The sequence below is a fragment of the Hymenobacter sp. YIM 151500-1 genome (assembly GCF_025979885.1).
Classification (GTDB): Bacteria; Bacteroidota; Bacteroidia; order Cytophagales; family Hymenobacteraceae; genus Hymenobacter.
This window is the reverse complement of record NZ_CP110139.1, coordinates 2,867,501-2,892,037: the sequence shown is the minus strand read 5'-3', so window position 1 is coordinate 2,892,037 and position 24,537 is coordinate 2,867,501. Positions and strand designations below refer to the sequence as shown.

The 24,537-nt window shown below is 59.0% G+C and carries 20 protein-coding genes, 1 tRNA gene and 2 rRNA genes (1 of these 23 running past the window's edge); 17 read left to right on the top strand and 6 right to left on the bottom strand.

The features are described 5' to 3' along the window. Positions 1-37: 37 nt before the first annotated feature. On the bottom strand, positions 38-1,468 hold the full coding sequence (locus OIS53_RS12090) for a DEAD/DEAH box helicase (RefSeq protein ID WP_264678826.1): 1,431 nt from the start codon (positions 1,466-1,468) through the stop codon (positions 38-40). 214 nt (positions 1,469-1,682) lie between these two features. On the opposite strand from OIS53_RS12090, the gene OIS53_RS12085 reads away from it, so the two are divergent. From OIS53_RS12085 to OIS53_RS12070, 4 genes are all read left to right on the top strand, one after another. After that, the gene (locus OIS53_RS12085; RefSeq protein ID WP_264678825.1) at positions 1,683-2,162 is read left to right on the top strand and encodes a hypothetical protein; all 480 of its coding nucleotides are present in this window, start codon (positions 1,683-1,685) and stop codon (positions 2,160-2,162) included. A gap of 105 nt (positions 2,163-2,267) precedes the next feature. After that, a tRNA-His gene (locus OIS53_RS12080) sits at positions 2,268-2,341 on the top strand. A gap of 160 nt (positions 2,342-2,501) precedes the next feature. Further along, the gene (locus tag OIS53_RS12075) at positions 2,502-3,437 is read left to right on the top strand and encodes a PfkB family carbohydrate kinase (RefSeq protein ID WP_264678824.1); all 936 of its coding nucleotides are present in this window, start codon (positions 2,502-2,504) and stop codon (positions 3,435-3,437) included. Positions 3,438-3,528: 91 nt separating this feature from the next. Continuing rightward, positions 3,529-3,804, top strand: a complete 276-nt coding sequence (locus tag OIS53_RS12070) for a hypothetical protein (protein ID WP_264678823.1) — start codon at positions 3,529-3,531, stop codon at positions 3,802-3,804. A 118-nt stretch (positions 3,805-3,922) separates the two neighbouring features. Here OIS53_RS12070 and OIS53_RS12065 read toward each other — a convergent pair whose 3' ends face one another. The 5 genes from OIS53_RS12065 to OIS53_RS12045 form a co-directional block, all read right to left on the bottom strand. Next, positions 3,923-5,272 (bottom strand): sigma-54-dependent transcriptional regulator, encoded by a 1,350-nt coding sequence (locus OIS53_RS12065; RefSeq protein ID WP_264678822.1) that lies wholly within the window; start codon positions 5,270-5,272, stop codon positions 3,923-3,925. Between the two features lie 79 nt (positions 5,273-5,351). Further along, positions 5,352-7,193 (bottom strand): sensor histidine kinase, encoded by a 1,842-nt coding sequence (locus OIS53_RS12060; RefSeq protein ID WP_264678821.1) that lies wholly within the window; start codon positions 7,191-7,193, stop codon positions 5,352-5,354. Between the two features lie 437 nt (positions 7,194-7,630). Further along, the gene (locus OIS53_RS12055; protein WP_264678820.1) at positions 7,631-8,968 is read right to left on the bottom strand and encodes a glycoside hydrolase family 16 protein; all 1,338 of its coding nucleotides are present in this window, start codon (positions 8,966-8,968) and stop codon (positions 7,631-7,633) included. Between the two features lie 241 nt (positions 8,969-9,209). Then, positions 9,210-9,950: a hypothetical protein gene (locus OIS53_RS12050; RefSeq protein WP_264678819.1), complete on the bottom strand. Its 741-nt coding sequence runs from the start codon at positions 9,948-9,950 to the stop codon at positions 9,210-9,212. A gap of 273 nt (positions 9,951-10,223) precedes the next feature. Continuing rightward, positions 10,224-11,957 carry a M61 family metallopeptidase gene (locus tag OIS53_RS12045; protein ID WP_264678818.1) on the bottom strand — a complete coding sequence of 578 codons (1,734 nt, stop codon included), beginning with the start codon at positions 11,955-11,957 and terminating at the stop codon, positions 10,224-10,226. Between the two features lie 122 nt (positions 11,958-12,079). On the opposite strand from OIS53_RS12045, the gene OIS53_RS12040 reads away from it, so the two are divergent. From OIS53_RS12040 to OIS53_RS11980, 13 genes are all read left to right on the top strand, one after another. Then, the gene (locus OIS53_RS12040; protein WP_264678817.1) at positions 12,080-12,703 is read left to right on the top strand and encodes an REP-associated tyrosine transposase; all 624 of its coding nucleotides are present in this window, start codon (positions 12,080-12,082) and stop codon (positions 12,701-12,703) included. A 170-nt stretch (positions 12,704-12,873) separates the two neighbouring features. Further along, a complete protein-coding gene (gene rpmH / locus OIS53_RS12035) occupies positions 12,874-13,032 on the top strand; it encodes a 50S ribosomal protein L34 (RefSeq protein ID WP_264678816.1) in 159 nt (52 codons plus the stop codon). A 30-nt stretch (positions 13,033-13,062) separates the two neighbouring features. Further along, a complete protein-coding gene (locus OIS53_RS12030; protein ID WP_264678815.1) occupies positions 13,063-13,494 on the top strand; it encodes a ribonuclease P protein component in 432 nt (143 codons plus the stop codon). Positions 13,495-13,522: 28 nt separating this feature from the next. Continuing rightward, on the top strand, positions 13,523-15,223 hold the full coding sequence (locus OIS53_RS12025; protein WP_264678814.1) for a S41 family peptidase: 1,701 nt from the start codon (positions 13,523-13,525) through the stop codon (positions 15,221-15,223). A gap of 81 nt (positions 15,224-15,304) precedes the next feature. Continuing rightward, entirely contained in the window at positions 15,305-15,529 is a 225-nt protein-coding gene (locus OIS53_RS12020) for a DUF433 domain-containing protein (RefSeq protein WP_264678813.1), read from the top strand. After that, entirely contained in the window at positions 15,526-15,870 is a 345-nt protein-coding gene (locus OIS53_RS12015) for a DUF5615 family PIN-like protein (RefSeq protein ID WP_264678812.1), read from the top strand. The genes OIS53_RS12020 and OIS53_RS12015 overlap by 4 nt, the downstream gene beginning before the upstream one ends. Positions 15,871-15,892: 22 nt before the next feature. After that, complete coding sequence (gene tsaB / locus OIS53_RS12010; RefSeq protein WP_264678811.1) at positions 15,893-16,609, top strand: tRNA (adenosine(37)-N6)-threonylcarbamoyltransferase complex dimerization subunit type 1 TsaB; 717 nt, start codon at positions 15,893-15,895, stop codon at positions 16,607-16,609. Between the two features lie 76 nt (positions 16,610-16,685). Beyond that, the gene (locus OIS53_RS12005) at positions 16,686-17,195 is read left to right on the top strand and encodes a DUF2480 family protein (protein ID WP_264678810.1); all 510 of its coding nucleotides are present in this window, start codon (positions 16,686-16,688) and stop codon (positions 17,193-17,195) included. A 227-nt stretch (positions 17,196-17,422) separates the two neighbouring features. Further along, positions 17,423-18,754 carry an APC family permease gene (locus tag OIS53_RS12000; RefSeq protein ID WP_264678809.1) on the top strand — a complete coding sequence of 444 codons (1,332 nt, stop codon included), beginning with the start codon at positions 17,423-17,425 and terminating at the stop codon, positions 18,752-18,754. A gap of 55 nt (positions 18,755-18,809) precedes the next feature. Beyond that, complete coding sequence (locus OIS53_RS11995) at positions 18,810-20,033, top strand: hypothetical protein (RefSeq protein WP_264678808.1); 1,224 nt, start codon at positions 18,810-18,812, stop codon at positions 20,031-20,033. 418 nt (positions 20,034-20,451) lie between these two features. Then, positions 20,452-21,744: a class A beta-lactamase-related serine hydrolase gene (locus OIS53_RS11990; protein ID WP_264678807.1), complete on the top strand. Its 1,293-nt coding sequence runs from the start codon at positions 20,452-20,454 to the stop codon at positions 21,742-21,744. Between the two features lie 876 nt (positions 21,745-22,620). Then, positions 22,621-24,134 (top strand): 16S ribosomal RNA (locus tag OIS53_RS11985). Between the two features lie 221 nt (positions 24,135-24,355). Further along, positions 24,356-24,537 (top strand): 23S ribosomal RNA (locus OIS53_RS11980) (it continues 2,733 nt past the right edge of the window). The 16S and 23S rRNA genes sit together here, the layout of an rRNA operon.

The following is a 24,537-nucleotide window of genomic DNA, read 5'->3' as shown; positions in this document are numbered from 1 at the left end:
TGACGTTCTTCCTGTCACCTGTCACCTCATCACTACCTCACTTCTTCCGCTTGTGCTGGGCGCGGCCTTTGGCGGCGCGGGCGGCTTTGGCGGTGGGAGACGACGACTTGCCTTTGGAGGGGTTGACTTTACGGCCTTTCTGGCTGCGGTTGGGCCCGGCCACGTATTCGCGGCCGGTGCGCTTGTCGATGGTGACGCCGGGCTTCACCCACTCTTTCCGCTCGTGGAATGCGCCTTGGTAGGTGGGGTCTTCGCGCTTGCGCCGCTCATCTATTTCGCGGGCTATGTTCTGCTGCTCTTGAAAGGAGGTTTCTACCACCGGCACCTCGGGCGGCAGGGGCAGCAGCGGAATCGGCTGCCGGATTAGCTCCTCGATGCGCTGCATGTGGTGCATTTCGGCCTCGTTGGCGAAGGTAATGGCCGCGCCGGTGTGCTGGGCCCGGCCCGTGCGCCCAATGCGGTGCACGTAGTCGTCGTACACCAGCGGCACATCGAAGTTGATGACGTGCGAAACCTGGGGCACGTCGATGCCGCGGGCCGCCACGTCGGTAGCTACCAGGAAACGCACGTCGCCGGCCTTGAAGGCTTCCATGGCGTTGATGCGCATGTTCTGGCCCTTGTTGCCGTGAATGGCCCGCACCTCGCCGTGGGCCTTGCGCTGCAGAAAGCTGGCCACGTTGTCGGCGTGCTCCTTGGTGCGGGTGAAAATCATGACCCGGTGAAACGTGTCCCAGTCGAGCAATAGGTACTCCAGCAGGTTGATTTTGGTGGGCAGATTGGGCACCTGATACAGGCTCTGGCTCACGGTTTGGGCCGAGGTAGCGGCCGGCGTCACCTCCACCCGCACCGGAAACTCCAGAAACTCCTCGCTCAGCCTGGTCACCTTCTCCGGCATGGTGGCCGAGAACAGCACGTTCTGGCGCTTGCGCGAAATCACCTCCAGAATGCGCCGAATCTGGGGCATAAAGCCCATGTCCATCATCTTGTCGGCCTCGTCCAGCACCAGGGTCTTCAGCTCCTTCAGCACCAGGTCGCCGCGCAGGTACAGCTCCATGAGGCGGCCGGGCGTGGCAATCAGGATGTCGACGCCCTGGGCAATGGTTTCAATCTGCGTTTTGGGGCCCAGGCCGCCGTAGATGGCAAAAATGCGCAAGTCGGTATAAGCGGCCAGCCTCTTCAGATGAGCTTCCAGCTGCATAGCCAGCTCCCGGGTGGGCGCCAGGATGAGGGCCCGCGGGTGCAGGCCCTGGGCGTACTTCACCTTCATCAGCAACGGTAAGCCAAAGGCGGCCGTTTTGCCCGTGCCCGTTTGGGCAATGCCCAGCACGTCGTGGCCGGCCAGCAGCAGCGGAATGGTCTGGGCCTGCACGGGCGTGGGCTCGGTGAAGCCGGCCTCTTCTACCGCCAGCAGCAGCTGCTTGTTCAGCTTGAAATCGGCGAAAGTAGTGGGCTGCGGAGTGTCGGACATGGCGAAGACTGAATGGCGAAGCACAAAGGTAGGGCTTTGCCTATGGGTGGCCCGGCGGCAGGGGTAGCAGGTTTGCTCAGGCCGCCCAACGCCCTGCCAGCCGGCAAGTGCGGTATATAACAGGTATACGGCTTGCGGTTAGATGGCGTGGAAGGTAGGATGTAAAGCGGTGGCCGGGCATTTTGCAGCCTCATATCTTTCCACCGTACCTGTTATGAAGATTCCATTCCGCTTGCCCGGCCTGCCTGATGGTCCCGCGCTGGTGCTGGACCGCTCCCTCTGGACGGGCCGCACCCGCCTCTACGCCGATAATCAGGAGCTGAAGCCCCAACCCAAGAACGGCTTATTCGATAAGCGCCTGGAATTTCATGTTCCACTGCCCGATGGCAGCCACCGGCAGCTGCTTGTGCATAACCGCGTACATGACCCCGTGCCGGAAGTCTACGTGGACGGGCAGGCCGTATTTCTGACCAAAAAGCTTCAAATTTGGGAATATATCGTGGCCTGCCTGCCTCTGCTATTAGTAGTCGGCGGCGGCCTGCTGGGCGGTGGCGTCGGGGCAGGAGCTGTCATTCTCAACCTCAGCGTTATGCGCAGCAACCACCCGGCGGGGGTGCGCGTGGCCTTGTGCCTGGGCATCCTGCTGGCTGCATTTCTGGTGCTGGGGCTGGTGTATAATGCCGTGATGGCGTAAGCACCTGAACTGGCAGATAGTGGACGCTGAGCGTGAAAAAAACTCGCCCAAACGCTTGCAAATACCCGCGGCGCGCCTACTTTTGTGGCTCCAATACCCAACACGGTAGGTATAGCTCAGCTGGTTAGAGCGTCGGATTGTGATTCCGAAGGTCGTGGGTTCGAGCCCCATTACTTACCCACCGTGAAAAGGCCTCTTCCTCCGGTAGAGGCCTTTTTTATTGCTCTGTCCCGGTTGGCGGCCAATTTTCTGCCCCTGGCCGGAAGGATTTGGCCGGCGCCGGTGTTGCCGGGCAGTACTCTACACTTGCATGCATCACTTTTCCCCTTTTTTTGCCTTATGAGTCTGGTTGTTATTGGGACCGTGGCGTTCGACGCCCTGGAAACGCCGTTCGGCAAAACCGACAAAATCATTGGCGGCGCCGCTACATACATCGGCCTGTCGGCTTCCTACTCCGTCAAGCCCGTGAAGCTGGTAGCCGTGGTAGGCGACGATTTTCCGCAGCCGGATATCCTGCTGCTCCAGGAGCACGGCGTCGACACCGAAGGCCTGCAAATCAAGAAGGGCGAAAAGTCGTTTTTCTGGTCGGGCAAGTATTCCAACGACCTGAACTCGCGCGAGACGCTGGCCACGGAGCTGAACGTGCTGGCCGACTTCGACCCCATCATCCCCGACTCCTACCAGGACTGTAAGTACCTGATGCTGGGGAACCTCACGCCCCAGATTCAGCGCCTCGTCATTCAGCGCCTCGTCAACCGGCCCAAGCTGATTGTGATGGACACCATGAACTTCTGGATGGATGTGGCCCTGGAAGAGCTGAAAACCACGATTGAGATGGTGGACGTGCTCAGCATCAACGACGAGGAAGCCCGCCAGCTCAGCGGCCAGCACTCCCTGGTGAAAGCCGCCAAAACCATCCTGGGCATGGGCCCGCGCTACCTCATCATCAAGAAAGGAGAGCACGGCGCCTTGCTGTTCCACAAAAACAAGGTATTCTATGCCCCGGCCCTGCCCCTGGAAGAGGTATTCGACCCTACCGGAGCCGGCGACACCTTCGCGGGTGGCTTCATCGGCTACCTGGCCGCCACCGACGACATCAGCTTCGACAACATGAAGCGGGCCGTGATTCACGGCTCGGCCATGGCCTCGTTCTGCGTGGAGAAGTTCGGCACGGAGCGCCTGCTCAACCTGACGCCGGAGGAAATCGAGGCCCGGGAGCAGCAGTTTGCCGACCTCGTGGCCGTGGTGCCGGCTACGGCCGCGCAAAACGCCTAACCGGAGCGGCTAGCCAGCGGCGGTTTTCGACAACCTTGCCGGAAGCAACGCGGTACAAGAAGGGAGTTTTCCACCTTACGCCCGTACTGCCATGAAAGACCAGTCGAATAAGCCCGCCGATAAAAAGCAAGACACTCCTCAGGGCCCCGACGCGCTGCAACCCAACGCAACGCCCGTGGACCCCGAAACCCGCAACCACTCCAACAGCGGCGGTAATCAGACCCAAAACCTGAACCAGAACATGATTACCGAAAGCGGCAACCCGATTAAAAACAACACGCCGGGCGGCAACTTCAACACCGTACGCTCGGCGCGCGCCAATAAGCCGCGCAGCAACCCCAATCCTTCGCAGCAGAAAAACAAGTAAGCCTGGCTTAGCTCAAATCAAAAGCGCCCCGCTGCTACTAGCAGCGGGGCGCTTTCTGTTTTTGGAGAAGTAAGGGTTTCCAAGTGCCCCCAACCTTTCACCTGTTACCGCTCACTTCTCACGACTTACGACCCGTGGTAAATTCTTTCTGAATACCCAGCTTGCGGATGCGGGCATCGAGGGTGGTAGGCAGAATGCGCAGGTACTCGGCGGCGCCGCCGGCCCCGCGGATGCGGCCGTTGCAGTGCTGTAGCGTAGCCCGGATCAGCTCCCGCTCGGCATCTTCGAGGGTGCGGGGCGTGAAAACGGCCTCGGGGACGGCCGGTGCGGCAGTCGGCTCTAGTCGCAGGTCGGTAATAAGGGGCGTGGTTGCCAGCAGGGCCGCTCGTTCCACGACGTGCTGCAGCTCGCGGACGTTGCCCGGCCACGGGTGGCGCCGCATGGCCTCCCGCATGGCCGCGCTAAATCCCGTGAGCGGCTTGCGGAGCTGCGCCGCCGCCCGGCGCAGAAACAGCTCGGCCAGGGGCTCAATATCATCGGGCCGGTGGCGCAGGGGAGGCAGGGGCAGGGGAAAGACGTTGAGGCGGTAGTAGAGGTCCTGGCGGAAGCGGCCAGCCTGCACCTCGTCTTCCAGCACGCGGTTGGTGGCAGCCAGCACGCGCACATTGGCGCGCAGCACCCGGCGCCCGCCCACGCGCTCAAACTCTTTTTCCTGCAGCACGCGCAAGAGCTTGGCTTGCAGCTCCAAGGGTAGCTCGCCTACTTCGTCCAGAAACAAAGTGCCCCCATCGGCCAGCTCAAACTTGCCCACGCGCCGCTCCACGGCCCCGGTAAAGGCTCCCTTCTCGTGTCCAAACAGCTCACTCTCAATTAGCTGCGAGGGCAAGGCCGCGCAGTTCACCGTAACCAGCGGCCCCGGCCGGCCCGACTGCGCGTGCAGGGCGCGGGCAAATAACTCCTTGCCCGTGCCCGTTTCGCCAGTGATGAGCACGGTATGCGGATGAGGGGCCACCAGCTGCAAGGCGGCCAAAACGTCCTGAATGGCTGCCGACTGGCTAACGATATCCGGAAGGGAGGCCGCTGGTGCCGGGGGCGGGGCGGTAGTGGCCAGCACCTGGTCGAGAACTGCCAGAATCTCCTCCTCCTGAAAAGGCTTTAGAATGTAGCCGTGAGGCTGCGTGGCCACGGCCTGTTGCAGGGTTTGCTTGTCGGCGTGGGAGGTGATGTAGATGAAAGGCAGGTGGTAATGCGTACGTAGCAGGGTACCTAGCTCAATACCGGAGCGGGGGCCGGCCAGCATAATATCGAGCAGTACCAGGCGCGGCGTGTGGGCCGCCAGGTGGGCCAGGGCCTCCTCCACGCTCACGGCCAGCAGTACGGGGCCCCAGCCGTTCGATTCCAGGATGTCTTGCAGGTTGTCGGCAATGATGAACTCATCTTCCACAACCAGGATAGGCGAAGGCAACATGAAGGTAGAAGCGTAGTGTGCAGAGCAAATTTACCTTCCAAGGTAGCAGATTTCGGCGCAGGCAGCCACCCATTGCGGCTCACGATGCGGTGCCAGGCTCGTCGGGCTCACTGAACACCAGGCTGAAGCACGTGCCCTGGCCGGGGCGCTCCACGGCCAGCGTGGCCTTGAGCTGGCGGCTCAACCCCACCACCAGGCGCAAGCCCAACGAGCGAACCTGACTAAGCTCCAGCGCCGGCAACCCCCCGCCGTTATCGGCTACCTGAAGGCAGTAGGTGCGCGGCGGCCCCGTGGGGTGCAGGGTTACGTGCAGCTCGGGCGGGCGGGGGCTGGTGGCGTAGGCGTACTTGAAGGCGTTGGTGACCAGCTCGTTGACAATCAGCCCCAGCGGCATCACCGTGCCCGTGGACAGCTGGGCCTCGGCCAGGTCCAGGTGCACGGCCACCGTGGCCGCCTCGCTCTGGTAGGCGCGGGCAATGGCCTGCACCAGCTCCGTCAGGTAGGGGCGCACGGGGATGCTGGTCAGGCTGTTGGTCTGGTACAGGTTCTGGTGCACCAGGGCCATGCTCTGCACGCGGGTGCGGCTCTCGCGCAGGGCCTCGATGGCGGCCGGCTCGCGCAGGCTTTTGAGCTGGGAGCTGAGCAGGCTGAGCACGATTTGCAGGTTGTTCTTGACGCGGTGGTGCACCTCCTTCAGCAGCAGCACTTTCTCCTGATTCTGGGCATTGAGCAGGCGTACCAGGCGCTGGCGGCTACGGTAGCGGTAGTACACCGCCCCCGTCAGGCCCAGCAGCAGCACGCTGCTGCCCAGCGCCACGTTGCGCAGCGTGCGCTGCTGGCGCGTGGCCAGGCGCTGAATCTGGTTGCGCTGGGTTAGAATCTGGATGTCGCGCTCCTGTTGCTGCGCCTCGTAGCGGGCCTGGATGTCAGCAACACGGCGAGTTTTTTCCTCATCTAGGATTTGCCATTTCAAGTCGTAGTTCTGGCGTGCGTAGCGGTAAGCCAGCTGGTAGTCATTCAAGGCGATGTAGACCTTTGATAAATTGTCGCTTATATCAGCCAAAATATATTTCTGCCCCGACTCTTTGGCCAATCGGTGGGCATTTAAGCCATGCCCTAATGCCTGAAGCGGCTGCTCCAGCAGCAGGTAAGAATGTGAAATAGCACCGGCCACCAGCGCCTTATTTTCCAGGTTAGTGCCTTTCTGGGCAAGGCTTTGGGCCCGAAACAAATAGCTTAGAGCTTGTTGCGGCTGTTTAAGGGTGTTATACACTTCGCCTAGGTTGCTCAAAAGCAGGCCGAGCATTTCTGCGTCGTGGATGAGTTCGGCTAGTCTGATTCCTTGCCGGTAGAACTGAATTGCTTCCGGCAACCGGTTTTCCGGCAGCCGATCATCCCTTTGTAGACTAGCGCCCAGATTACAGTACACGCGCACAATCATAGCCGTGTCCTGAGCTTCTTTCACTAAGAGCAATACTTCCTGATAAGCTTTGATGGCTGCCTGAAGTTCGTTGACGTGGCTTAAAACCAAGGCTAAGCTGTAAGCCGACAAGTAGGTACGCCGCCGATTACCTAATTGCTTCCACAAGGCCAGCGCTTGCATATAATGATGCTGAGCAACTTGGTACTCATTCTCATACAAGTAGACGTCGCCCAGTACATCAAAAGCTCTGGCCTGACCTCGCTGCCAGCGCAACTGCTGAGCCAAGCGCAGGCCTTCCTGGCCAGCGTTGGCGGCTTGGCGTGATTGTTTGGTGGCAAGGTATTGCTTGCTCAGCTTGAGCAAAGTTTTCACGCGCACCGTATCCTGAGTTGGTGAAGCGGCCAGCACGCGGCGTAGGCTATCAACCTGCCGTTGGGCTTGGCCCATGGCGCTAACGCTGCCTAGCCAGATGAGCAGCACCCCAATCAAACAACGCATACGAGTGATAAGTAGAAGAGCAAAGTAAGGCAGTAACCTAGCGAGAAAGCCCACGGCATCCAACTGGCCTGGCTTTTAACTGGACAAAAAGACGAAGCCACAACTAAGAGCACCACAGTGGGCAACTGAACCCGCAACCTTGTAGTGAGGCCACCGGCCCTGGTTTTCGGCGGCCGACCCCATTGGGGCCGTTGGCAGCGGTAGCCCTGCCGTGGGCGTGTACTAAGCGGCACAGGAAGACGCGGTTTTTATAGTGTATCGCGGCAGGCAGCCGGCAGACGAATAAAGAAAAGGAAGTGTCTGGCTACATATTGGGGTAGCCGGACACTTCAGGTTGTACTTGGCCTTGCGGCTGAATGGCTAGAGCTAGCCGTCCGTGCGGGCCTTGGTGTGAGAAGCAAAAAGGGAGCCCGTGCTGGTCACGGGCTCCCTTTCAGTTAGTTTTTGCGCCACACCCGCACCCAGTCCACTTGCGTGACGATGGGGCCCGTGAAACCGGCATTGTCGCCAAACCAGGAGCCATTGTCGTCATCCACCTCGTCGGAGAGAATAAGTACGCCCTGCTCATCCACAATGTCCCGCGTAATAGAGCCCTGCTCCACGCCATCGATGTAGAGCGTGGCCTTGCTGGCTTCCCACAGCACGCCGTAGGTGTGAAAGTCGCTGGTCCAGTCGCCAGTCTTGCTGAAGCTCTGGTTAGGTTTAAAAGGCATGTGCGAGGTCATGGCCACCACCCCGCCCCGGCCGCCAAACTCGGCGAAGTCCAGCTCTTTATACTGCCCAGGATTCCCGTTGGCATCTACCGCTTGCTTGCTGAGCGGAAATGCCCAGAAATCGGGGTCGTTGCCGGGGCTGGAGGCTGGCTTCATGCGCACCTCAAAGTAGCCATACTTCTGCTGAAAGCGGCTGGTCGTCTTGCCGGCCGTGGTTATTGCTCCCGAAGTGAAGGCTTGCCCGCCCTGGGCTTTACGCTCGGTTCTGATGTGGAGCTTGCCGTCGGCCATGTACACGTTATCGGGCGAATAGTAGGTTTTTTGCCGGACGCCAGGGTCGCCGTAGGTGCAGAGGGCATCGTTGCCGTTGCCGCAAGGCCAGCCCTTCGTCCACTTGCCCGCATCAAAGCTGTCGAAGTTGTCTTCAAACGATTTGGTCCAGGAGCCCGTGCCGGCCGGGGGGCCGCTCACCGCGTCAGTCGGAGTCGGGGTGGTGGTAGTGCCTTCGGTGTAGAACTCCAGTTCGGCAATGTTGCAGTGGGAGCCATCCGGGCCAACGTACCGCAGCCAGCGGTAGGCGTTGCTGTTGTTGACGCTAATGGTTTGCCAGCCATTGCCTGGGGCCGATGTGATGGTGTGTAGGTCGGCGTAGCCGCTGGTGGCGCTAGTTGAGGAGCCCTGAAACTTACCGCCTACCATGCGGCTGCCCAGCCACTCACGCGAGGCAAACCGAATCTGTACCACTTTTTTAGACTGGCCGGCGGGCAGCTCCAAGCCCACGTAGCCGCCGCTGCCCGGAGCCGCGTCGAAGAAAGTGGTCAGGCTGCCATCGAAGGCTTTGCCGAACTCGTAGCCGGGATTATAGGCTGGGCTGGTTCCGAAGGCCGTGCCCGTCAGCTTCTCGGGTACTACGGCGTCGGCAGTTACGGCAATGGGAGCGGGGGCCGGGGTGTCCTGCTTTTCGGAGCACGCGTTAAGTGCCAGCAGTGCACCAATTGCCAGCAGTGACGTGGCCGCAACCCGATTGGGGGAAGTAGGGGAGGGGAAAAGGGGGAAGAACATGTAGGCTATGAATTGAAGTTTTGCGTGCTGAATAAGCCAGCAGCTTTGTCCAATTCAATATGCATACCATAAGAAAATTCATATTACACGAAGTAGATTGATCATAATTATATAAATAAAAATCAGTTAGTTATATGATAGCATATTTAATATGAATCTATGAAAAGTTGTGTATACATGGAAATATAAAAAACTCCACTTTTGCAGTTGTGCCTCCAATATATTGGAGGCTCCTGTCCGCTTATGGTATCACCTTCAGGCGTACCACGCGGGTGTCCACATCGTCCCGGTCGAAGAAATCCTGCTCAAACAGGATGGTTTTGTTGTCGAGCCAGCGGGGATTGGTGCAGCCCCACTCGGTTTGCCGCTCCCACAGCAGGTGCGGGGCGCTGCCTTCGGCGCTCCACAGCTGCAAGCCGCTAGGCTCGAAGCGGGCCAGCACATCTGAGTTGCCACACACGAAGTGGCGGCCATCGGGCGAAACGGCGGGCGGAGCCATTAGCTGGGTGTGGCGGCCGTTGCGCTGGTCCACCAGCAAGTAGTAGCCGCCTTCGTACAAGTGCACCGAAATCAGCCACTGCTTAACTTCGGGCAGGCTGGCCAGATATTCATAGGCCACGTGCCGGTCATCTTCCACCGGATTGTTGACCAAGCGCACTTCTGGGGCAGCCGTGGGGCGCAGGCGCAGGGCCCGGCCCGTGCGCCGCACCCGCGCGCCGGCTTTGGCCAGGCGGCGCTGTTCCTCGGCCGCAAAGTCCAGAAACAATTGCTCTTCCTCCTCCGCCGACGAAGGCTTGGGCGCTACCCAGGCCGGGGCAGGCAGCTTTTCGTACACGGGCCGTGCCGCCGGGTAGATGCGCAGCACCCGCCCCGGCAGCTGCACCAGCGTGTCGAGGTGTTCGAGACGGTAGATGCGCGGGGGCTTGGGTGGTGGGGGCGGGGGCAGCGCTACCGTAGGCCGCTGCTTTTCGGCAGGCTGCATACGGAGGGAACAAGCCGGCAGCACCAAGGCCAGGAGCACGACTAGCGCGGCGGTGCGCAACCGGTACATAATGGGGCTCAACGAAAACAGCGGACGTAAAAAAGGGAAATAGGCAGTCAGATTGGGAAACCAAAGGAAGCCAAGGGAAGCCAAAAGAAACCAAAGCTAGAACCAAACAAATTGGCTCCGGTAGGTGGTTTGCTGTGGTTTCTTCTGATTTCCCTTGGGTTTCTGTTGTTCTGTGGTTTTGCAGGCTTCGGCGGCTTTCAGCAGTTAGAAATCTTGCTGTAGCCACTGCCGAAAGCTGGCCTGCTGCTCGGGCGTGGCTACGGGCAATTTTTGCACCGTAATTTTCGACCAGAAGCGGTGGGCCGGGTCGGCCACCAAGGGCACGGTGAGCAGACGGTTCTGCCGAAACACCGTCACTTCGTGCTGGGGGCTACCGTCGCTGAGCAAAGCGTGCAAGTTCTGGTCTACGCGCCGCCCGTTTACGGCCACGATTTCGTCGTCCACGGTCAGGCTTAGGGCCGCCGGGGCGTCGGGCAGGATGTCGGTTACCTCGGTCCGCTCGTTCTTTACCACCGTCCGGAAGCCGTACACGCCTTCGGCCACCGAGGGGTTTTCTTCCACCACCAGGCGGCAGCCCACGAAGCCCAGTACCCGGTTGAGGGGTTCTTCCAGCGGGGCCGTGCCGTAGATGAACTTGTCGAAATAAGCCTGCATGTCGCGCCCGGCTACCTCCTTTACCAGGCGGATGTAGTCGTCCTCGGTGTACCCAGTGCCGGTCTGGCCGAACTCAGTCCAGAGGCGGCGCATCACGTCGTCGAGGCTGCGCTGGTGCTGGGAAAGCTGGCGCAGCGTCAGGTCCAGCAGCAGGGCTACCAGGGCTCCTTTGTGGTAGACGGACACTTTCCGGTCGGGTACGCCGGGCTTGTAGCCATCCAGCCATAGGTCCATCGAGGCATCGGCCACCGACAAGTGAAAGCGGCCGTAGTCGTCGTAGTGCTTGCGCAGCACGGTGTTCAGCTCGGCAAAGTACTGTTCGGCGGTGCGCACCCCGGCGCGGGCCAGCAGGTATTCGCCGTAGTAGGTCGTAATGCCCTCGGCAATAAAGCAGGTGCGGAAATAATTTTCGCGGGCGTAGTCATAGGGCTGCATCTCGGCCGGCCGGATGCTCTTGATGTTCCAGGCATGGAACAGCTCGTGGCAGCTCACGCCCAGCAGCTCCTTGTACAGCCCTTCGCTCATCAGCAGCTCGGCCGGGCCCAGCACAATTACCGTGGAGTTGAGGTGTTCCACGCCGTGGTAGTGCTTGTAGGGCAGAATCTGGTTCAGGAAGTGGTAGTCGCGGGCCGGAAACGAGCCGAACAAGGACAGCTGCTCCTGCGAAAACGCCCGGAAGTCGGCCACCAGCCGGGTCCAGTCCACCGGGCACTCGCCCTGAATCCAGATGTAGAAAGGCAGCCCATCCACCTCGTAGTTGCGGTACTGCAAAGTGGGGCTGGCAATCAGGGGCGAGTCGGCCAAATGATCGAAGCTCTGGGCTTGCAAAATGTTAGGGCCGCTCTGAGGCAGGCCACAGGCCAGCTGCCAGCCCTCGGGCAGGTCCAGCGTCACCTGGCAGGCTTCCTGCTGGCGGCCCTCCACGTACATAAAGCCTTGCACCGGATTCAGATAGAGCTGGGTTTCATCAACCCAGGAGCCACCGGCGTCCATCTGGTGGGCGTAGAAGTTGTAGCGCACCCGCACCGTGCGGCCCTGGGCGCCCGTGAGCTGCCACCGGTCCTTCGTGATTTTGCGGCTGGGCAGGGCCTCACCCGTGCTGGCATCTTCCAGTACCACGTGCTGGAGCTTCTGGGCAAAGTTTTGCAGCTCGTACCGCCCCGGCCGCCACGCCGGCAGTTGCAGCTCCACGGCTTCGGCCGTGCCCTTAGCCACCTCGAAGGTCATCTGAATTTGAACGTAGAACGAGAGCGGGTTCTCGCAGGAAACGTGGTAGTGGATCATAGAAAAGTGTGGCCTAAGCTTCAGCTTGGGCCGTACGCCGCCAAAGTCGAAAGGAGAGTGTAGTTTAGCTCACGCGCCAAAGACTGCTTTATACGCACGGCGCAAGCTAAAGCTTACGCTACATGAGCTTTTACCAGCGCAATTTACCGCACTTTGTGCCACCCGGCGCTATCCTTTTTATAACCTTTCGCCTAGAAGGCTCCTTACCTGCCGAGGTACTCTACCGCCTGCTCGAGAAAGCTGAACAAGCCGCTACCCAGCAACTCCATCAGCCCCTGCCCGAGCCCGAAAAGCGAGAAGCCCTGCGCCGGCTACACAAGCAGCATTTCGCCCGTCTCGATGCTTACTTGGACCACGCAAAAGACGGTCCTCATTGGCTGCGCGAGCCGCGCGTAGCCACCTGCGTCGCCGAGGAAATTCACCGCTTGGCTGAAGCGAATGTGAAAGTCATTAGCTACTGTCTGATGTCAAACCATGCGCATTTGGTTGTGCAGCTGCCTGAGGACGGTTCCTGCTCGTATAGCCACATGATGAAACGGCTGAAAGGCCGTACAGCTTTAGCTGCTAACCGTTTGCTGGGTCGCACCGGCACCTTCTGGCAGCACGAAAGCTACGACCATGTGGTGCGCAAAAATGGAGAGCCGGAGCGAGTAGTAGCGTATGTACTACAAAATCCGGTGAAGGCAGGCTTGGTGGATAGCTGGCAGGACTGGCCCTACAGCTATTGGAACGAAAATGTGGCCTAAGCTTCAGCTTGGGCCGTACGCCGCCAGATTACCAATTATCCTTCAGGCATCAAAAAACATCTACTGGCACACGGCCCAAGCTGAAGCTTAGGCCACATTGGGTTTGCCTTTTCCAAATCCGCCGCTTACCTTTGCCGGCCTTACTTGTCACTGAGCCACTTAACAATACCATGAAACGCACTTTTCAGCCCTCGCAGCGCAAACGCCGCAATAAGCACGGTTTCCGCTCCCGCATGGAAACCGCCAACGGCCGCCGCGTGCTGGCCGCCCGCCGGGCCAAAGGCCGCAAGCGCCTGACCGTATCCGACGAAGGCCGTCATAAGCGCTAAGCCGCTGCCGGCGCACCGCCTTCCCTGGCAATGAACACTGCTACGCTGGGCGCGCGCTCCTACTCGTTTCCGAAAGAAGAACACTTGTGCCGCAAAAAGCTCATTGACGAGCTATTCGGCCGGGGTTCTTCTTTTGGTTTATACCCCCTGCGCCTGGTGTGGCTGCCCCTGGCTGAGCCGAGCGTTGCCCCACCCCAGGTGCTGGTGAGCGTAAGCAAGCGCAGCTTCAAGCGGGCAGTGGACCGCAACTACCTCAAGCGCCTCTTGCGCGAGGCCTATCGGCTCAATAAATACCGGCTCGTGGAGGCTCCCGGCGGGCACCGTGTAGGGCAATTAGCCATTATCTACAGCGGTAAGGAAAAAAAGCCTTTCACGCTCGTAGAAAAAAAATTAATTTCAGGGCTAGAGCGTTTACTCGCCGGCAACGCAACCCCGCCGGCCGAAGCAGCGTCTCGTTCGTAGGGTTGTTTACCTGCTGCCTGCCTTGTCTATGCGTAAGAAATCCTTGGCCGCCGCTGCACTGCTCGGTGGAGCCGCCTTGCTCGTATCCTTCCGTTCGGATAATGAGCGGTATTTCGAGATTGCCAAAAACCTCGACATCTTTGCTACCCTCTTCAAAGAGGTGAATACGTACTACGTGGACGAGGTGCCGCCAGCCAAGCTGGTTAAGACGGGCATCGACGCCATGCTCAAGTCCCTGGACCCGTACACCAACTACATTCCGGAGGACGACATCGAAGATTTCCGCACTATGACCACCGGGCAGTACGGCGGCATTGGGGCCGTGGTGGTGAAGCGCGGCGGCCGAACCGTGGTGCAGAGCGCCTACGAAGGCTACCCGGCCCAGAAAGCCGGCTTGCTGCCCGGTGACGAAATTTTGAGCATCAACGGGGTGGCCGTCGACAAAAAGTCGAATGCCGACATCAGCAAGCTGCTCAAGGGCCAGGCCAACTCCCAGGTGAAGCTTATGGTGACGCGCTACGGCCAGGACGCGCCCGTGGAAATCAACATTACCCGCGACAAAATCCAGGTCGACAACGTGCCGTATTATGGCATGCTGACGCCGGAAGTCGGCTATTTCCAGCTGTCGGGCTTCACCGTAGATGCCGGCAAGGAAGTCCGGATTGCCGTGGCTAAGCTCAGGGAGATGGGAGCCAAGAAGCTGGTGTTCGACATCCGCGACAACCCCGGCGGCCTGCTCAACGAAGCCGTCAACGTCTCCAACCTGTTCGTGGACAAGGGCCTCGACATTGTGAGCACCAAGGGCAAGGTGACCGAGTGGAATAAAACCTACAAGGCCCTCGACGCGCCCCTCGATACGCAGGTGCCCATGGTGGTTATTACCAGCAACCGTTCCGCCTCGGCCGCCGAAATCGTGTCGGGGGTGTTGCAGGACTACGACCGGGCCGTGCTGGTGGGGGAGCGAACCTTTGGCAAGGGCTTGGTGCAGGCCACGCGCCCGCTCAGCTACAACTCCCAGCTGAAGGTGACCACCGCCAAGTACTACATTCCCAGCGGCCGCTGCATTCAGGAAATCGACTACACCCACCGCGCCGAGGATGGCTCTCTGGGCAAAGTGCCCGACTCCCTGCGCACAGCCTTCAAAACCCAGGCTGGCCGCATCGTGTACGACGGCGGCGGCGTAGCGCCCGACGTGGAGGTGCAGGACCGGGAAATTGCCGACATCACCCGCGTATTGCTTCAAAAGAGCTACCTCTTTGACTACGCCACCCGCTACCGCGCCGAGCATCCTACCATTGCGCCGTCCCGCCAGTTTGTGTTGTCGGACGCCGACTACCAGAAGTTCGTCGACTACCTCAAAGGCAAGGACATCAACTACAGCACCGACGCCGAAAAAGCCTTGGCCGACCTCACCAAGAAAGTGAAGGATGAGAAGCACTACGACGACGTGAAGGCCGAGCTGGAGGGTATGCGCAAGAAGGTAACTGTCAATAAAGCCAACGACCTGCAACGCTTCAAACCCGAAATCCGGGAGCTGCTGGAGCAGGAAATTGTGTCGCGCTACTACTTCCAGAAAGGCAGCGTGGAAGCCTCTTTCGACGACGACCCCAACATCCTGATGGCCTTGGCCGTGCTTAACGACCAGAACCGCTACGCCTCCCTGCTAAAAGCCGGCACCCTGGAAGCCCGCAACCGCCCCGAGGCTAAGCGCGGAGGGGGGAAGCAGTAGTTCTGATAGTTTTGTAGAAGTGAAAAGCAGCTCCGAATAGGAGTTGCTTTTCACTTCTATATCTATTGTACTTTCATCGCCATGGAAAACCTACGTCATCGTATTACCGTCAATCCACGCCAATGTGGCGGCCGTCCCTGTATCCGAGGTATGCGCATTCGGGTGATTGATGTGCTAAACCTGCTGGCAGCAGGGCTCACAGCAGAGCAGGTGCTTGCTGAAATGCCTGATTTAGAACCGCTTGATATTCAAGCAGCATTACAGTATGCTGCACAGCGTTTAGACTATCCACAATTGGCAGCATGATTTTCTGGCTCGATGCTCAATTGTCGCCGTTATTGGCTGTGTGGCTGCGTTGGAAATTCAAGATTGAGGCATTACCGCTGCGAGAATTAGGATTACGTGATGCGGAAGATGAAGAAATATTCATAGCAGCAAAAGCTGCTCAGGCTATAGTCATTACTAAAGATGCTGACTTTCTGCGGTTACTCGAACGGCTAGGTACGCCACCTCAAATTATATGGCTCACGTGCGGTAACACCTCAAATGAGCGGTTGCAACAAGTGTTGGTCACCGCTTTGCCAGATGCTATAGAGTTACTGAATGCAGGGGAGCCGTTAGTAGAAATAGGAGACTTGCTACCGTAACTTTGGCCGATACAGCTAGTTTATGCCCACGCTTCTTCTTTCCCTCGAAACCTCGTCGCCCATTTGTTCCGTGGCGTTACATGAGCTGGGTTCCGGCAACCTTCTGGGGCAGTCGGAGCTGCGGCTCGAAAAATCCCATTCCTCCCACCTGAGCGTATTAATTAACCAGTTGCTCGACAACACGGGCCACGCGCTGGCCGACTTAGCCGCGGTGGCCGTGTCGGATGGGCCAGGGTCGTATACGGGGCTGCGGATTGGGGCGGCGGCGGCCAAGGGCTTGTGCTACGCCCTGGATATTCCGCTGCTGGCCGTGGGCACGCTGCCAAGCCTGGCCCACCAGGTAGCTAGCAGCACGGCGTGGCCCGAGCAGTTTTTATATTGCCCCATGCTCGATGCCCGCCGCCAGGAGGTGTACGCAGCTTTGTACACGCACACAGGGCAAGAAGTGCTGGCGCCCACACCTCTCATCCTCAACCCCGACACGCTGGCCGAACAATTAACCCACCACTCCGTGTTATTCTTCGGCAGCGGAGCCGCTAAGTTTCAGCCTCTAGCAGCCGGGAAGCCGCGCGCCGCTTTTCGGGCGGGTGTGGCGCCCTCGGCGGTAGCCGTCGGCGAGCTGGCCCTGGCTGCTTACCACCGCCAGGAATTCCGCGACGTAGCCTACTACGAGCCGTTTTACCTGAAAGAAGTATACACTACTACCAGCAAAAGTGAGATGGTAAGAGGTGAGAAGTGAGACTACGTTCGTTCGACTCTTACCTCCTACACTAGGATGCGTCTCACTTCTCGCCTCTAACTTCTCACTTCTACCAATGGAAGAAATCATCAACCGCGTGGCGCAAAGCGCCCTGACCACGCTCAATCTCGAGGAGTTCATTCATTCCGGCGAGCGGGTGGCCTATGACATCAAGGACAACTTATTCCACGGCCTGATTTTGCGTGAGAAAGACTTCCGCGAGTTCATCAAAACCCACGACTGGAGCCAGTACGACGGCAAGAATGTGGCCATCATTTGCTCGGCCGATGCCATTGTGCCCACGTGGGCCTATATGCTGCTGGCTACCAAGCTGCACGGCCACGCCCACCGCTACGTGTTCGGTAACCTGGAAGCCCTGGAGCAGGAGCTGTTTCACGAAGCTATTGCCGCCCTCGATGCTGAGCAGTACCGCGACGCCAAAGTGGTGGTGAAAGGCTGCGGCGACAAGCCTGTGCCCACCTACGCCTACGTGGCCATCATGCAAAAGCTGCTGCCCGTGGCGGCCAGCCTTATGTATGGCGAGCCGTGCAGCACCGTGCCCATTTACAAGCGTCCGAAAGCCTAGCGCCCGGCTTGTAGCTGGTGACGCCTAGCTAGCCTCAACGGGACGACCCCCATTGTCTGTGGACAGTTGTGTCGCCTCGTTGAGGCTTTGTCATGTATGGCTGCACCGGGCCAATCGGAGCCAGTTGGCCCGAGCGCCCAGCGAGGGGCCCGGCATGCTTTGAGAAGTGGCTTATGGAATAGCGGTGGGCAGAATGTGCATCTTTGGCCTGCCAAAAGCTCCTTTTCATGCCCACAGCGTCTGCCGACCACTCCTATAAAATCAGTTTGCTCACCGGCATTGCCATTGTGGTGGCCAACATGGTCGGGACGGGTGTTTTCACCAGCCTGGGCTTTCAGGTGCTAGGCATTCAGAGCGGCTTCGCGCTGCTGATGCTGTGGGTGGTGGGCGGCGTCATTGCCCTGTGCGGCGCTCTGAGCTACGGTGAGTTGGCTGCGGCCCTGCCCCGGTCGGGTGGCGAGTACCACTATTTGTCGCGCATCTACCACCCGGCGCTGGGGTTTTTGTCGGGGTGGGTGTCGGCAACGGTGGGGTTTGCGGCACCTACGGCACTGGCGGCTATGGCCCTGGGCAAGTATGCCCAAAGCGTGTGGCCGGCCCTGGAGCCGCGGTGGCTGTCGGTGGCCGTGGTAGTGGCTCTTACGGCCGTGCACGCCACCAGCCGCCAGGCCGGCAGCCGTCTGCAAGTGGCTTTCACGGCCCTGAAAGTGCTGGTGCTGGTGGTGTTCATTGGGGCCGGGCTGCTGGTAGCCACGCCTCAGCCCCTGGCGTTTCTGCCCCGCGCCGCCCCCGATTGGCAGGCGCTGCTGAGCCCGGCCTTTGCCGTGTCGCTGGTGTATGTCTCGTACGCCTATTCGGGTTGGAACGCGGCCGTTTACCTTACCGGCGAAGTCGACCAGCCCCAGCGCAACCTGCCCCGCATCCTGCTCGCGGGCACCGCCATCGTCCTGCTGGTATATGTGGGGCTGAATTTCGTCTTTCTCTACTCCACGCCTTTGCCCAAGCTGGCCGGGCAGGTTGAAGTTGGGTTCGTGGCGGCCACCGAGCTATTCGGGCCCGCGGTAGGGCGGCTGATGGGCGGCATCATTGCCGCGCTGCTCGTTTCCACGGTCAGCTCCATGATATTCGCCGGGCCCCGCATTGTGCAGGTCATGGGCGAAGACCTGCGCGCCCTCCGCTTCCTGGCCCACCGCAGCGCCGCTGGCATTCCAGTGCGTGCCACTCTGTTCCAAACCCTGCTTACAATTACCTTCATCCTCACCGCCACCTTCGAGGAAGTGCTGCTGTACGCGGGCTTCGTGCTAAGCTTGTTCACGTTTCTGACAGTGCTCGGCTTGTTTGTGCTGCGGGTGCGCCAGCCCAATCTGTCCCGGCCGTACCGCGCCTGGGGATACCCGCTCACGCCCCTGTTGTTCCTGGGGCTCAATGGCTGGACGCTTTGGTTTATTGCCCAGGATAAGCCCACCGAAACCCGCTACGGGCTGCTCACGCTGGCCGCCGGTTTGGTGGTATATGGGTTAGGCCGTTACCTGGCCCCGGCTACCTCGGCCCGGTCCTAAACTGTGCTTTTCGCGCGCAACGTATATTTTCGCTTCTCTCACCCTCGTACTTTTTATGCGCTTCTTTGCTGCCTGGCTATTGCTGCCAGTATGTATGGTGTCGCTGGTGGCCTGCTCCGAACACAACTCAGCTTCTTCGGAGCAGCCCGTAACCTCCACCATTTCCATCCCTGACACCTTGATTGCGAAGCCCCAGCCCACACCAGAGCCGGCTCCTGCTCCGGCTGTCACGGCTGAGCAAGAAGTTGCCGCTTACCTGGCGGGGCTGCCCGTAGCGGCCCACAGCACCTTGCAGCCGCTTACCACGCAGCCGGCCTGGCAAGCCTACGCCCAAGAGGCCGCCAAAAGCTGGACCACCTACCATGATACCCGCACGGCCAAAATCGAGCAGTGGGCGGCAACGGAGCTAGACACAGTGCGCGCCGCCAGCCCCACGGTCTTCTACCCCTTCAGCGGCCCCGACTTTCTCAACGTCACCACCATGTTCCCCGGCAGCCGTACCTACGTGCTGATGGGCCTGGAGCCCGTGGGCTCAGTGCCGCGCCCCGCTACGCTGCAAAATCCCAAGCTCTTCACGGCCCTGAAGGCTTCGTTGTGGTCGGTGCTCAGCTTCAGCTTTTTTCGCACCAACGACATGGCCGTCGAGTTAAAGTCCGTGGAGCTGGACGGCGCCTTGCCGCTGCTCCTGCTTTTCGCCGCCCGCACCGACCACCACGTAACCGGCCTCCGCTACGTGCAGCTCACCCCCGACGGCCAGCTGCAAGCCGCCGATTCAACCGCCGCCCCGAAGTCCACTCCCAAAATCATTCCGGGCGTGGAGCTGAAGCTGCAGTCCAAAGCCGGCCTGGAGAAAACGGTGCTTTACTTCTCCGCCGACCTGAGCGACTGGAAGCTGGGCACCACCCAGCAGGCCCCGATTAAGTACGTGCGCAGCCTCGGCCCACTGGCTACCTACGTGAAGTCAGCCACCTACCTTATGCACAAGTTGTATTTCAGCAAAGTCCGCAACCTCATCCTGGAGCGCAGCAACTACATTTTGCAGGATGATTCGGGTATTGCTATGAAGTACTTCCGCCCCGCAGAGTGGCAACTTACCTACTACGGCACCTACAAGCGCCCCATCAACCTGTTTGCCAAGCACTACCAGCCCGAACTGACCGCCTCTTACTCCGATAAAACCTCCCCGCCCCGTCCGCTGCCCTTCGGCACGGGCTACAACTGGCGCCAAAACGACTCCAACCTACTACTCGCCCACCGCACCAAGCTAGTGCAGGAATAAGGCAGATAACTACTACCTATTCTTCTAATAAAGCTGTACTCTAAGCAGGATGGCTCTTTTAAAAAGATAGATGCAACTACCGCAACTTGTTGCGGGCCAGTGTAGCTGCCAGGATAGGGAGAAGGATACTAATACGTATAGTCAGAAGATACTGGGCGTGCATCGCCAGAGAAGTGTCCTGTTGACGTATGTACCCGTTTAGCCTATGGTTAGCCGGAACGTGCGTCACTGTGGCTCTTATTTCGCCTCGACCAGTAGCCGGAATGGTACGTAACGTCTGGACCCTTCCCGCTGTATGGAGGAGCAATTACTTGCGCCAGCTGCCACTAGCTCGCAGCTAAAGCGCCTGGGCCTGGCTGCTCAGGTATTGTCGTTGGTGTAGTTGCCCATCTTTGTTCTCACGACTATGTAGCCCATCATGCGACGCTTGCTCCTTTGGTGGCCGATTCTGGCTTTGCTGCCATCAGCAGCCCCACAGTTCCGCTTTCCAGCCTCAGCAGTTGCTCCAGCGCAAGCCAAGAACAGTCCGCTGCTCGACAGCCTGCTCCGAGCCGATGCGCGTCTGCTACCCGTGGTACAACGCGCTGCCGAGTATGAGCTGCAAATTATCTACACCCAAATCAACCGCGACCAACAACGGCAGCCTCGGTTTGTTACCCACACTTTTCGGGTTGATGAGCGGCAGTATTTTAACCCGGCCAGCCTCGTTAAGCTGCCTACTGCCATTCTCGCCTTCGAAAAGCTGAATACGCTACGCCAGCCCGGCCTCACGCGCCGCTCACCCATGGCAACTGGTGCCGTTTTCCGCTGTCAAACCCCCGCCCCGTACATCACCTCCCCCGATTCTGACCGGATCAACACCGTGGGCAACTACGTAAAGCGAATGCTGCTGGTCAGCGACAATCAAGCATACAACCGCCTCTATGAATTTCTGGGCCAACGGCCACTCAATGAACGGCTAGCTCAGCTAGGATACCCAACGGCCCGCATCGTCCGCCGTTTCGCTCCCTGCGATACTGTCGCCAACCGTCATACCAATCCCATCGAATTCCGTGACCCGGTTACTCAGCAAGTCTGCTACCGGCAACCCGCCGCATTCAACCCGCGGCCATTCAGCTTTCCCTTGGGGCGTGTTACCAAAGGCCATGCACACCAAGCCGGTGGCCGCATCATCCCGCGCCCCTACGATTTCACAACGGCCAATTACTTACCACTTCAACACTGCACCGACTTACTTAAAGCAATAATCTTCCCTGAAGCAGTAGTGCCTACCCAGCGCTTTCACTTATTCCCCAATGATTATACATTTTTGCGTCAATACCTTCAGCAAACGCCCCACGCTTCCCAGTACAGCCTATATACTTCAGCTCGATACTTCGATACCTACAAGAAATATCTCTATTACGGCCGACAGCCTACCTCACGTCTCAATTCAAGCCTGTACATCTATAATGTAGTAGGAATGTCGCACGGCTATCTGGCCGACGTAGCGTACTTCACCGATTCCACCCAGCATGTAGAATTCATGCTCAGCGCCGTACTCTATGTAAATAAAGACGGCATTATCAACGACGGCAGCTACGAGTACGAGTCCGTCGGACTGCCCTTCTTAGCCACATTAGGCCAAGCTATATACAGCTATGAAGTCAAGCGCCCCCGAGCCAGCACACCCGCAATATCTGATACATTCACCCCCAAGCCAACTCAATAACTATCCTCATACATGTACCTCTTCTGCGTAGTATAATCTTCTAAAAACTGCCCCATGCATCCTTCAGAGAAGATTTCAGCAGGATTTCGGAACAGAAACAAGGTCCGAGCAGTTAGCCACCCCGTCGCCCCCAGAGTCCTGGTACCAGAGGGAGCTGATAAAAAAGTTGTCTAGGGACTTGCGCAAGTAACGGCCGGGGGTGTAAGTTTGCAGCCCGTTTCAGGTGGAGGCGGTTGGCCGCGCTGGGCTACCAGAAAAAAAAGTTAGGCTAGTGCTTGCATAGGCTGATGGAGTGAGTGTATCTTTGCAGCCCGTTTCGATTGGAAGCAGGAAGCGATGAGTAGGCAGTTCCTAGTAAAAGCCAACTGGCAGCTGAGCTCGTAGGCCAGGTCGATTGGTGAAAAACCGGTCCTGGGCTAGTCTGCTGATGGAAAGGGGATAAAACTTTCTGTGAGCGGGAACTTGGAAAAGGGCTAGTGGGTTGGTACCTTTGCCTCCCCGCTGCGGGGCCTGGTTTCCTCGGCACGGAAAAGCAAGTGCGTCCGGCAAAAAAAGTTTTGCTTGGGACTTGCGGGGAAGCGGCAGGAAGTTGTAGTTTTGCAGCCCGCTTCGCTCGGAGGCGGGGGAGTAGTAATAGAATAGCAGAAAGGCTTAGGGTCGCTAGGTCACTGGATCTTCTCCAGTAGGGAGGGGATAGACGTTCTTTGAATAGCTGGAAAAGACAATTGGGTAAGGGCTGCCCACCTGCGGGTGGGCGGTTTGGAACTGGCGCGTGGGGCGCTGCGTCCGGGCTCTGGCCATAGGCTGGACCGGGGCGGGGGGTACCCACCGCAGAAGACACGGCTGCTGCTGAAGCAGCAGCGAACAGGATTTTCTACAATGGAGAGTTTGATCCTGGCTCAGGATGAACGCTAGCGGCAGGCCTAATACATGCAAGTCGAACGGATGCAGCAATGCATTAGTGGCGCACGGGTGCGTAACGCGTAACCAACCTGCCCGTGACTGGGGGATAGCCCGCCGAAAGGCGGATTAATACCGCATAAGACTATCGAGAGGCATCTTTTGGTAGTTAAAGATTTATTGGTCACGGATGGGGTTGCGTAGCATTAGCTAGTTGGCGGGGTAAAGGCCCACCAAGGCGACGATGCTTAGGGGACCTGAGAGGGTGATCCCCCACACTGGCACTGAGATACGGGCCAGACTCCTACGGGAGGCAGCAGTAGGGAATATTGGGCAATGGCCGAGAGGCTGACCCAGCCATGCCGCGTGCCGGAAGAAGGCCTTCTGGGTTGTAAACGGCTTTTGCCAGGGAAGAAAAAGTGGGATGCGTCCTACACTGACGGTACCTGGTGAATAAGCACCGGCTAACTCCGTGCCAGCAGCCGCGGTAATACGGAGGGTGCAAGCGTTGTCCGGATTTATTGGGTTTAAAGGGTGCGTAGGCGGCTTGTTAAGTCCGGGGTGAAAGCCCACTGCTCAACAGTGGAACTGCCCTGGATACTGGCGGGCTTGAGTCCAGACGAGGTTGGCGGAATAGACGGTGTAGCGGTGAAATGCATAGATACCGTCTAGAACCCCGATTGCGAAGGCAGCTGACTAGGCTGGTACTGACGCTGAGGCACGAAAGCGTGGGGAGCGAACAGGATTAGATACCCTGGTAGTCCACGCCGTAAACGATGGATACTCGCTGGTGGCGACAGACGGTCACTGGCTTAGCGAAAGCGGTAAGTATCCCACCTGGGGAGTACGCCCGCAAGGGTGAAACTCAAAGGAATTGACGGGGGCCCGCACAAGTGGTGGAGCATGTGGTTTAATTCGATGATACGCGAGGAACCTTACCTAGGCTAGAATGCGCGTGACCGGCTCAGAGATGGGCCTTTCCTTCGGGACACAAAGCAAGGTGCTGCATGGCCGTCGTCAGCTCGTGCCGTGAGGTGTTGGGTTAAGTCCCGCAACGAGCGCAACCCCTATGTTTAGTTGCCAGCGCGTCAAGGCGGGGACTCTAGACAGACTGCCTGCGCAAGCAGTGAGGAAGGCGGGGACGACGTCAGGTCATCATGGCCCTTACGCCTAGGGCTACACACGTGCTACAATGGGCGGTACAGCGGGTTGCTACTGGGTGACCAGATGCCAATCTCAAAAAACCGTTCTCAGTTCGGATCGAAGTCTGCAACTCGACTTCGTGAAGCTGGAATCACTAGTAATCGCGTATCAGCCATGACGCGGTGAATACGTTCCCGGGCCTTGTACACACCGCCCGTCAAGCCATGGAAGTCTGGTAGACCTGAAGCCGGTGCTCGTCACAGAAGCCGGTTAGGGTAGAACAGGTAACTGGGGCTAAGTCGTAACAAGGTAGCCGTACCGGAAGGTGCGGCTGGATCACCTCCTTTCTGGAGCGCGTGGGGACCACGAGTCCCGCTCGCCAGCGCCCCCCCACCCATGCGTCTTTTTCTGGCTATTCAGCTGCATCAGCTCATTAGGAGCTGGTTCACGTTCTTTGACATAAAGGCAATACGAGTAAGAAGGGCGGAGTGCGTGGTCTGGTGGCCACGCCCGTACAGTGGCTGCTTGCTGCTCCTGCTTTCGGGCACGGGTAGTGGGTAGCCCGCCAAGAGAAACAGACAAGAGCACACGGGGGATGCCTAGGCTCTCAGAGGCGAGGAAGGACGTGATAAGCTGCGAAAAGGTCCGGGGATTGGCACATACGAGGTGATCCGGGCATATCCGAATGGGGCAACCCCCTTGGGTGAAGCCCAAGGATCTATCTTCTTACTAGAGGGTAGAGGCAAACGC

What these genes read in the sequence shown, in the direction of transcription:
- OIS53_RS12090 (WP_264678826.1), bottom strand. Translation starts at nt 1,468, where the DNA reads ATGTCCGACACTCCGCAGCCCACTACTTTCGCCGATTTCAAGCTGAAC.
- OIS53_RS12085 (WP_264678825.1), top strand. Translation starts at nt 1,683, where the DNA reads ATGAAGATTCCATTCCGCTTGCCCGGCCTGCCTGATGGTCCCGCGCTG.
- OIS53_RS12075 (WP_264678824.1), top strand. Translation starts at nt 2,502, where the DNA reads ATGAGTCTGGTTGTTATTGGGACCGTGGCGTTCGACGCCCTGGAAACG.
- OIS53_RS12070 (WP_264678823.1), top strand. Translation starts at nt 3,529, where the DNA reads ATGAAAGACCAGTCGAATAAGCCCGCCGATAAAAAGCAAGACACTCCT.
- OIS53_RS12065 (WP_264678822.1), bottom strand. Translation starts at nt 5,272, where the DNA reads ATGTTGCCTTCGCCTATCCTGGTTGTGGAAGATGAGTTCATCATTGCC.
- OIS53_RS12060 (WP_264678821.1), bottom strand. Translation starts at nt 7,193, where the DNA reads ATGCGTTGTTTGATTGGGGTGCTGCTCATCTGGCTAGGCAGCGTTAGC.
- OIS53_RS12055 (WP_264678820.1), bottom strand. Translation starts at nt 8,968, where the DNA reads ATGTTCTTCCCCCTTTTCCCCTCCCCTACTTCCCCCAATCGGGTTGCG.
- OIS53_RS12050 (WP_264678819.1), bottom strand. Translation starts at nt 9,950, where the DNA reads ATGCAGCCTGCCGAAAAGCAGCGGCCTACGGTAGCGCTGCCCCCGCCC.
- OIS53_RS12045 (WP_264678818.1), bottom strand. Translation starts at nt 11,957, where the DNA reads ATGATCCACTACCACGTTTCCTGCGAGAACCCGCTCTCGTTCTACGTT.
- OIS53_RS12040 (WP_264678817.1), top strand. Translation starts at nt 12,080, where the DNA reads ATGAGCTTTTACCAGCGCAATTTACCGCACTTTGTGCCACCCGGCGCT.
- rpmH (WP_264678816.1), top strand. Translation starts at nt 12,874, where the DNA reads ATGAAACGCACTTTTCAGCCCTCGCAGCGCAAACGCCGCAATAAGCAC.
- OIS53_RS12030 (WP_264678815.1), top strand. Translation starts at nt 13,063, where the DNA reads ATGAACACTGCTACGCTGGGCGCGCGCTCCTACTCGTTTCCGAAAGAA.
- OIS53_RS12025 (WP_264678814.1), top strand. Translation starts at nt 13,523, where the DNA reads ATGCGTAAGAAATCCTTGGCCGCCGCTGCACTGCTCGGTGGAGCCGCC.
- OIS53_RS12020 (WP_264678813.1), top strand. Translation starts at nt 15,305, where the DNA reads ATGGAAAACCTACGTCATCGTATTACCGTCAATCCACGCCAATGTGGC.
- OIS53_RS12015 (WP_264678812.1), top strand. Translation starts at nt 15,526, where the DNA reads ATGATTTTCTGGCTCGATGCTCAATTGTCGCCGTTATTGGCTGTGTGG.
- tsaB (WP_264678811.1), top strand. Translation starts at nt 15,893, where the DNA reads ATGCCCACGCTTCTTCTTTCCCTCGAAACCTCGTCGCCCATTTGTTCC.
- OIS53_RS12005 (WP_264678810.1), top strand. Translation starts at nt 16,686, where the DNA reads ATGGAAGAAATCATCAACCGCGTGGCGCAAAGCGCCCTGACCACGCTC.
- OIS53_RS12000 (WP_264678809.1), top strand. Translation starts at nt 17,423, where the DNA reads ATGCCCACAGCGTCTGCCGACCACTCCTATAAAATCAGTTTGCTCACC.
- OIS53_RS11995 (WP_264678808.1), top strand. Translation starts at nt 18,810, where the DNA reads ATGCGCTTCTTTGCTGCCTGGCTATTGCTGCCAGTATGTATGGTGTCG.
- OIS53_RS11990 (WP_264678807.1), top strand. Translation starts at nt 20,452, where the DNA reads ATGCGACGCTTGCTCCTTTGGTGGCCGATTCTGGCTTTGCTGCCATCA.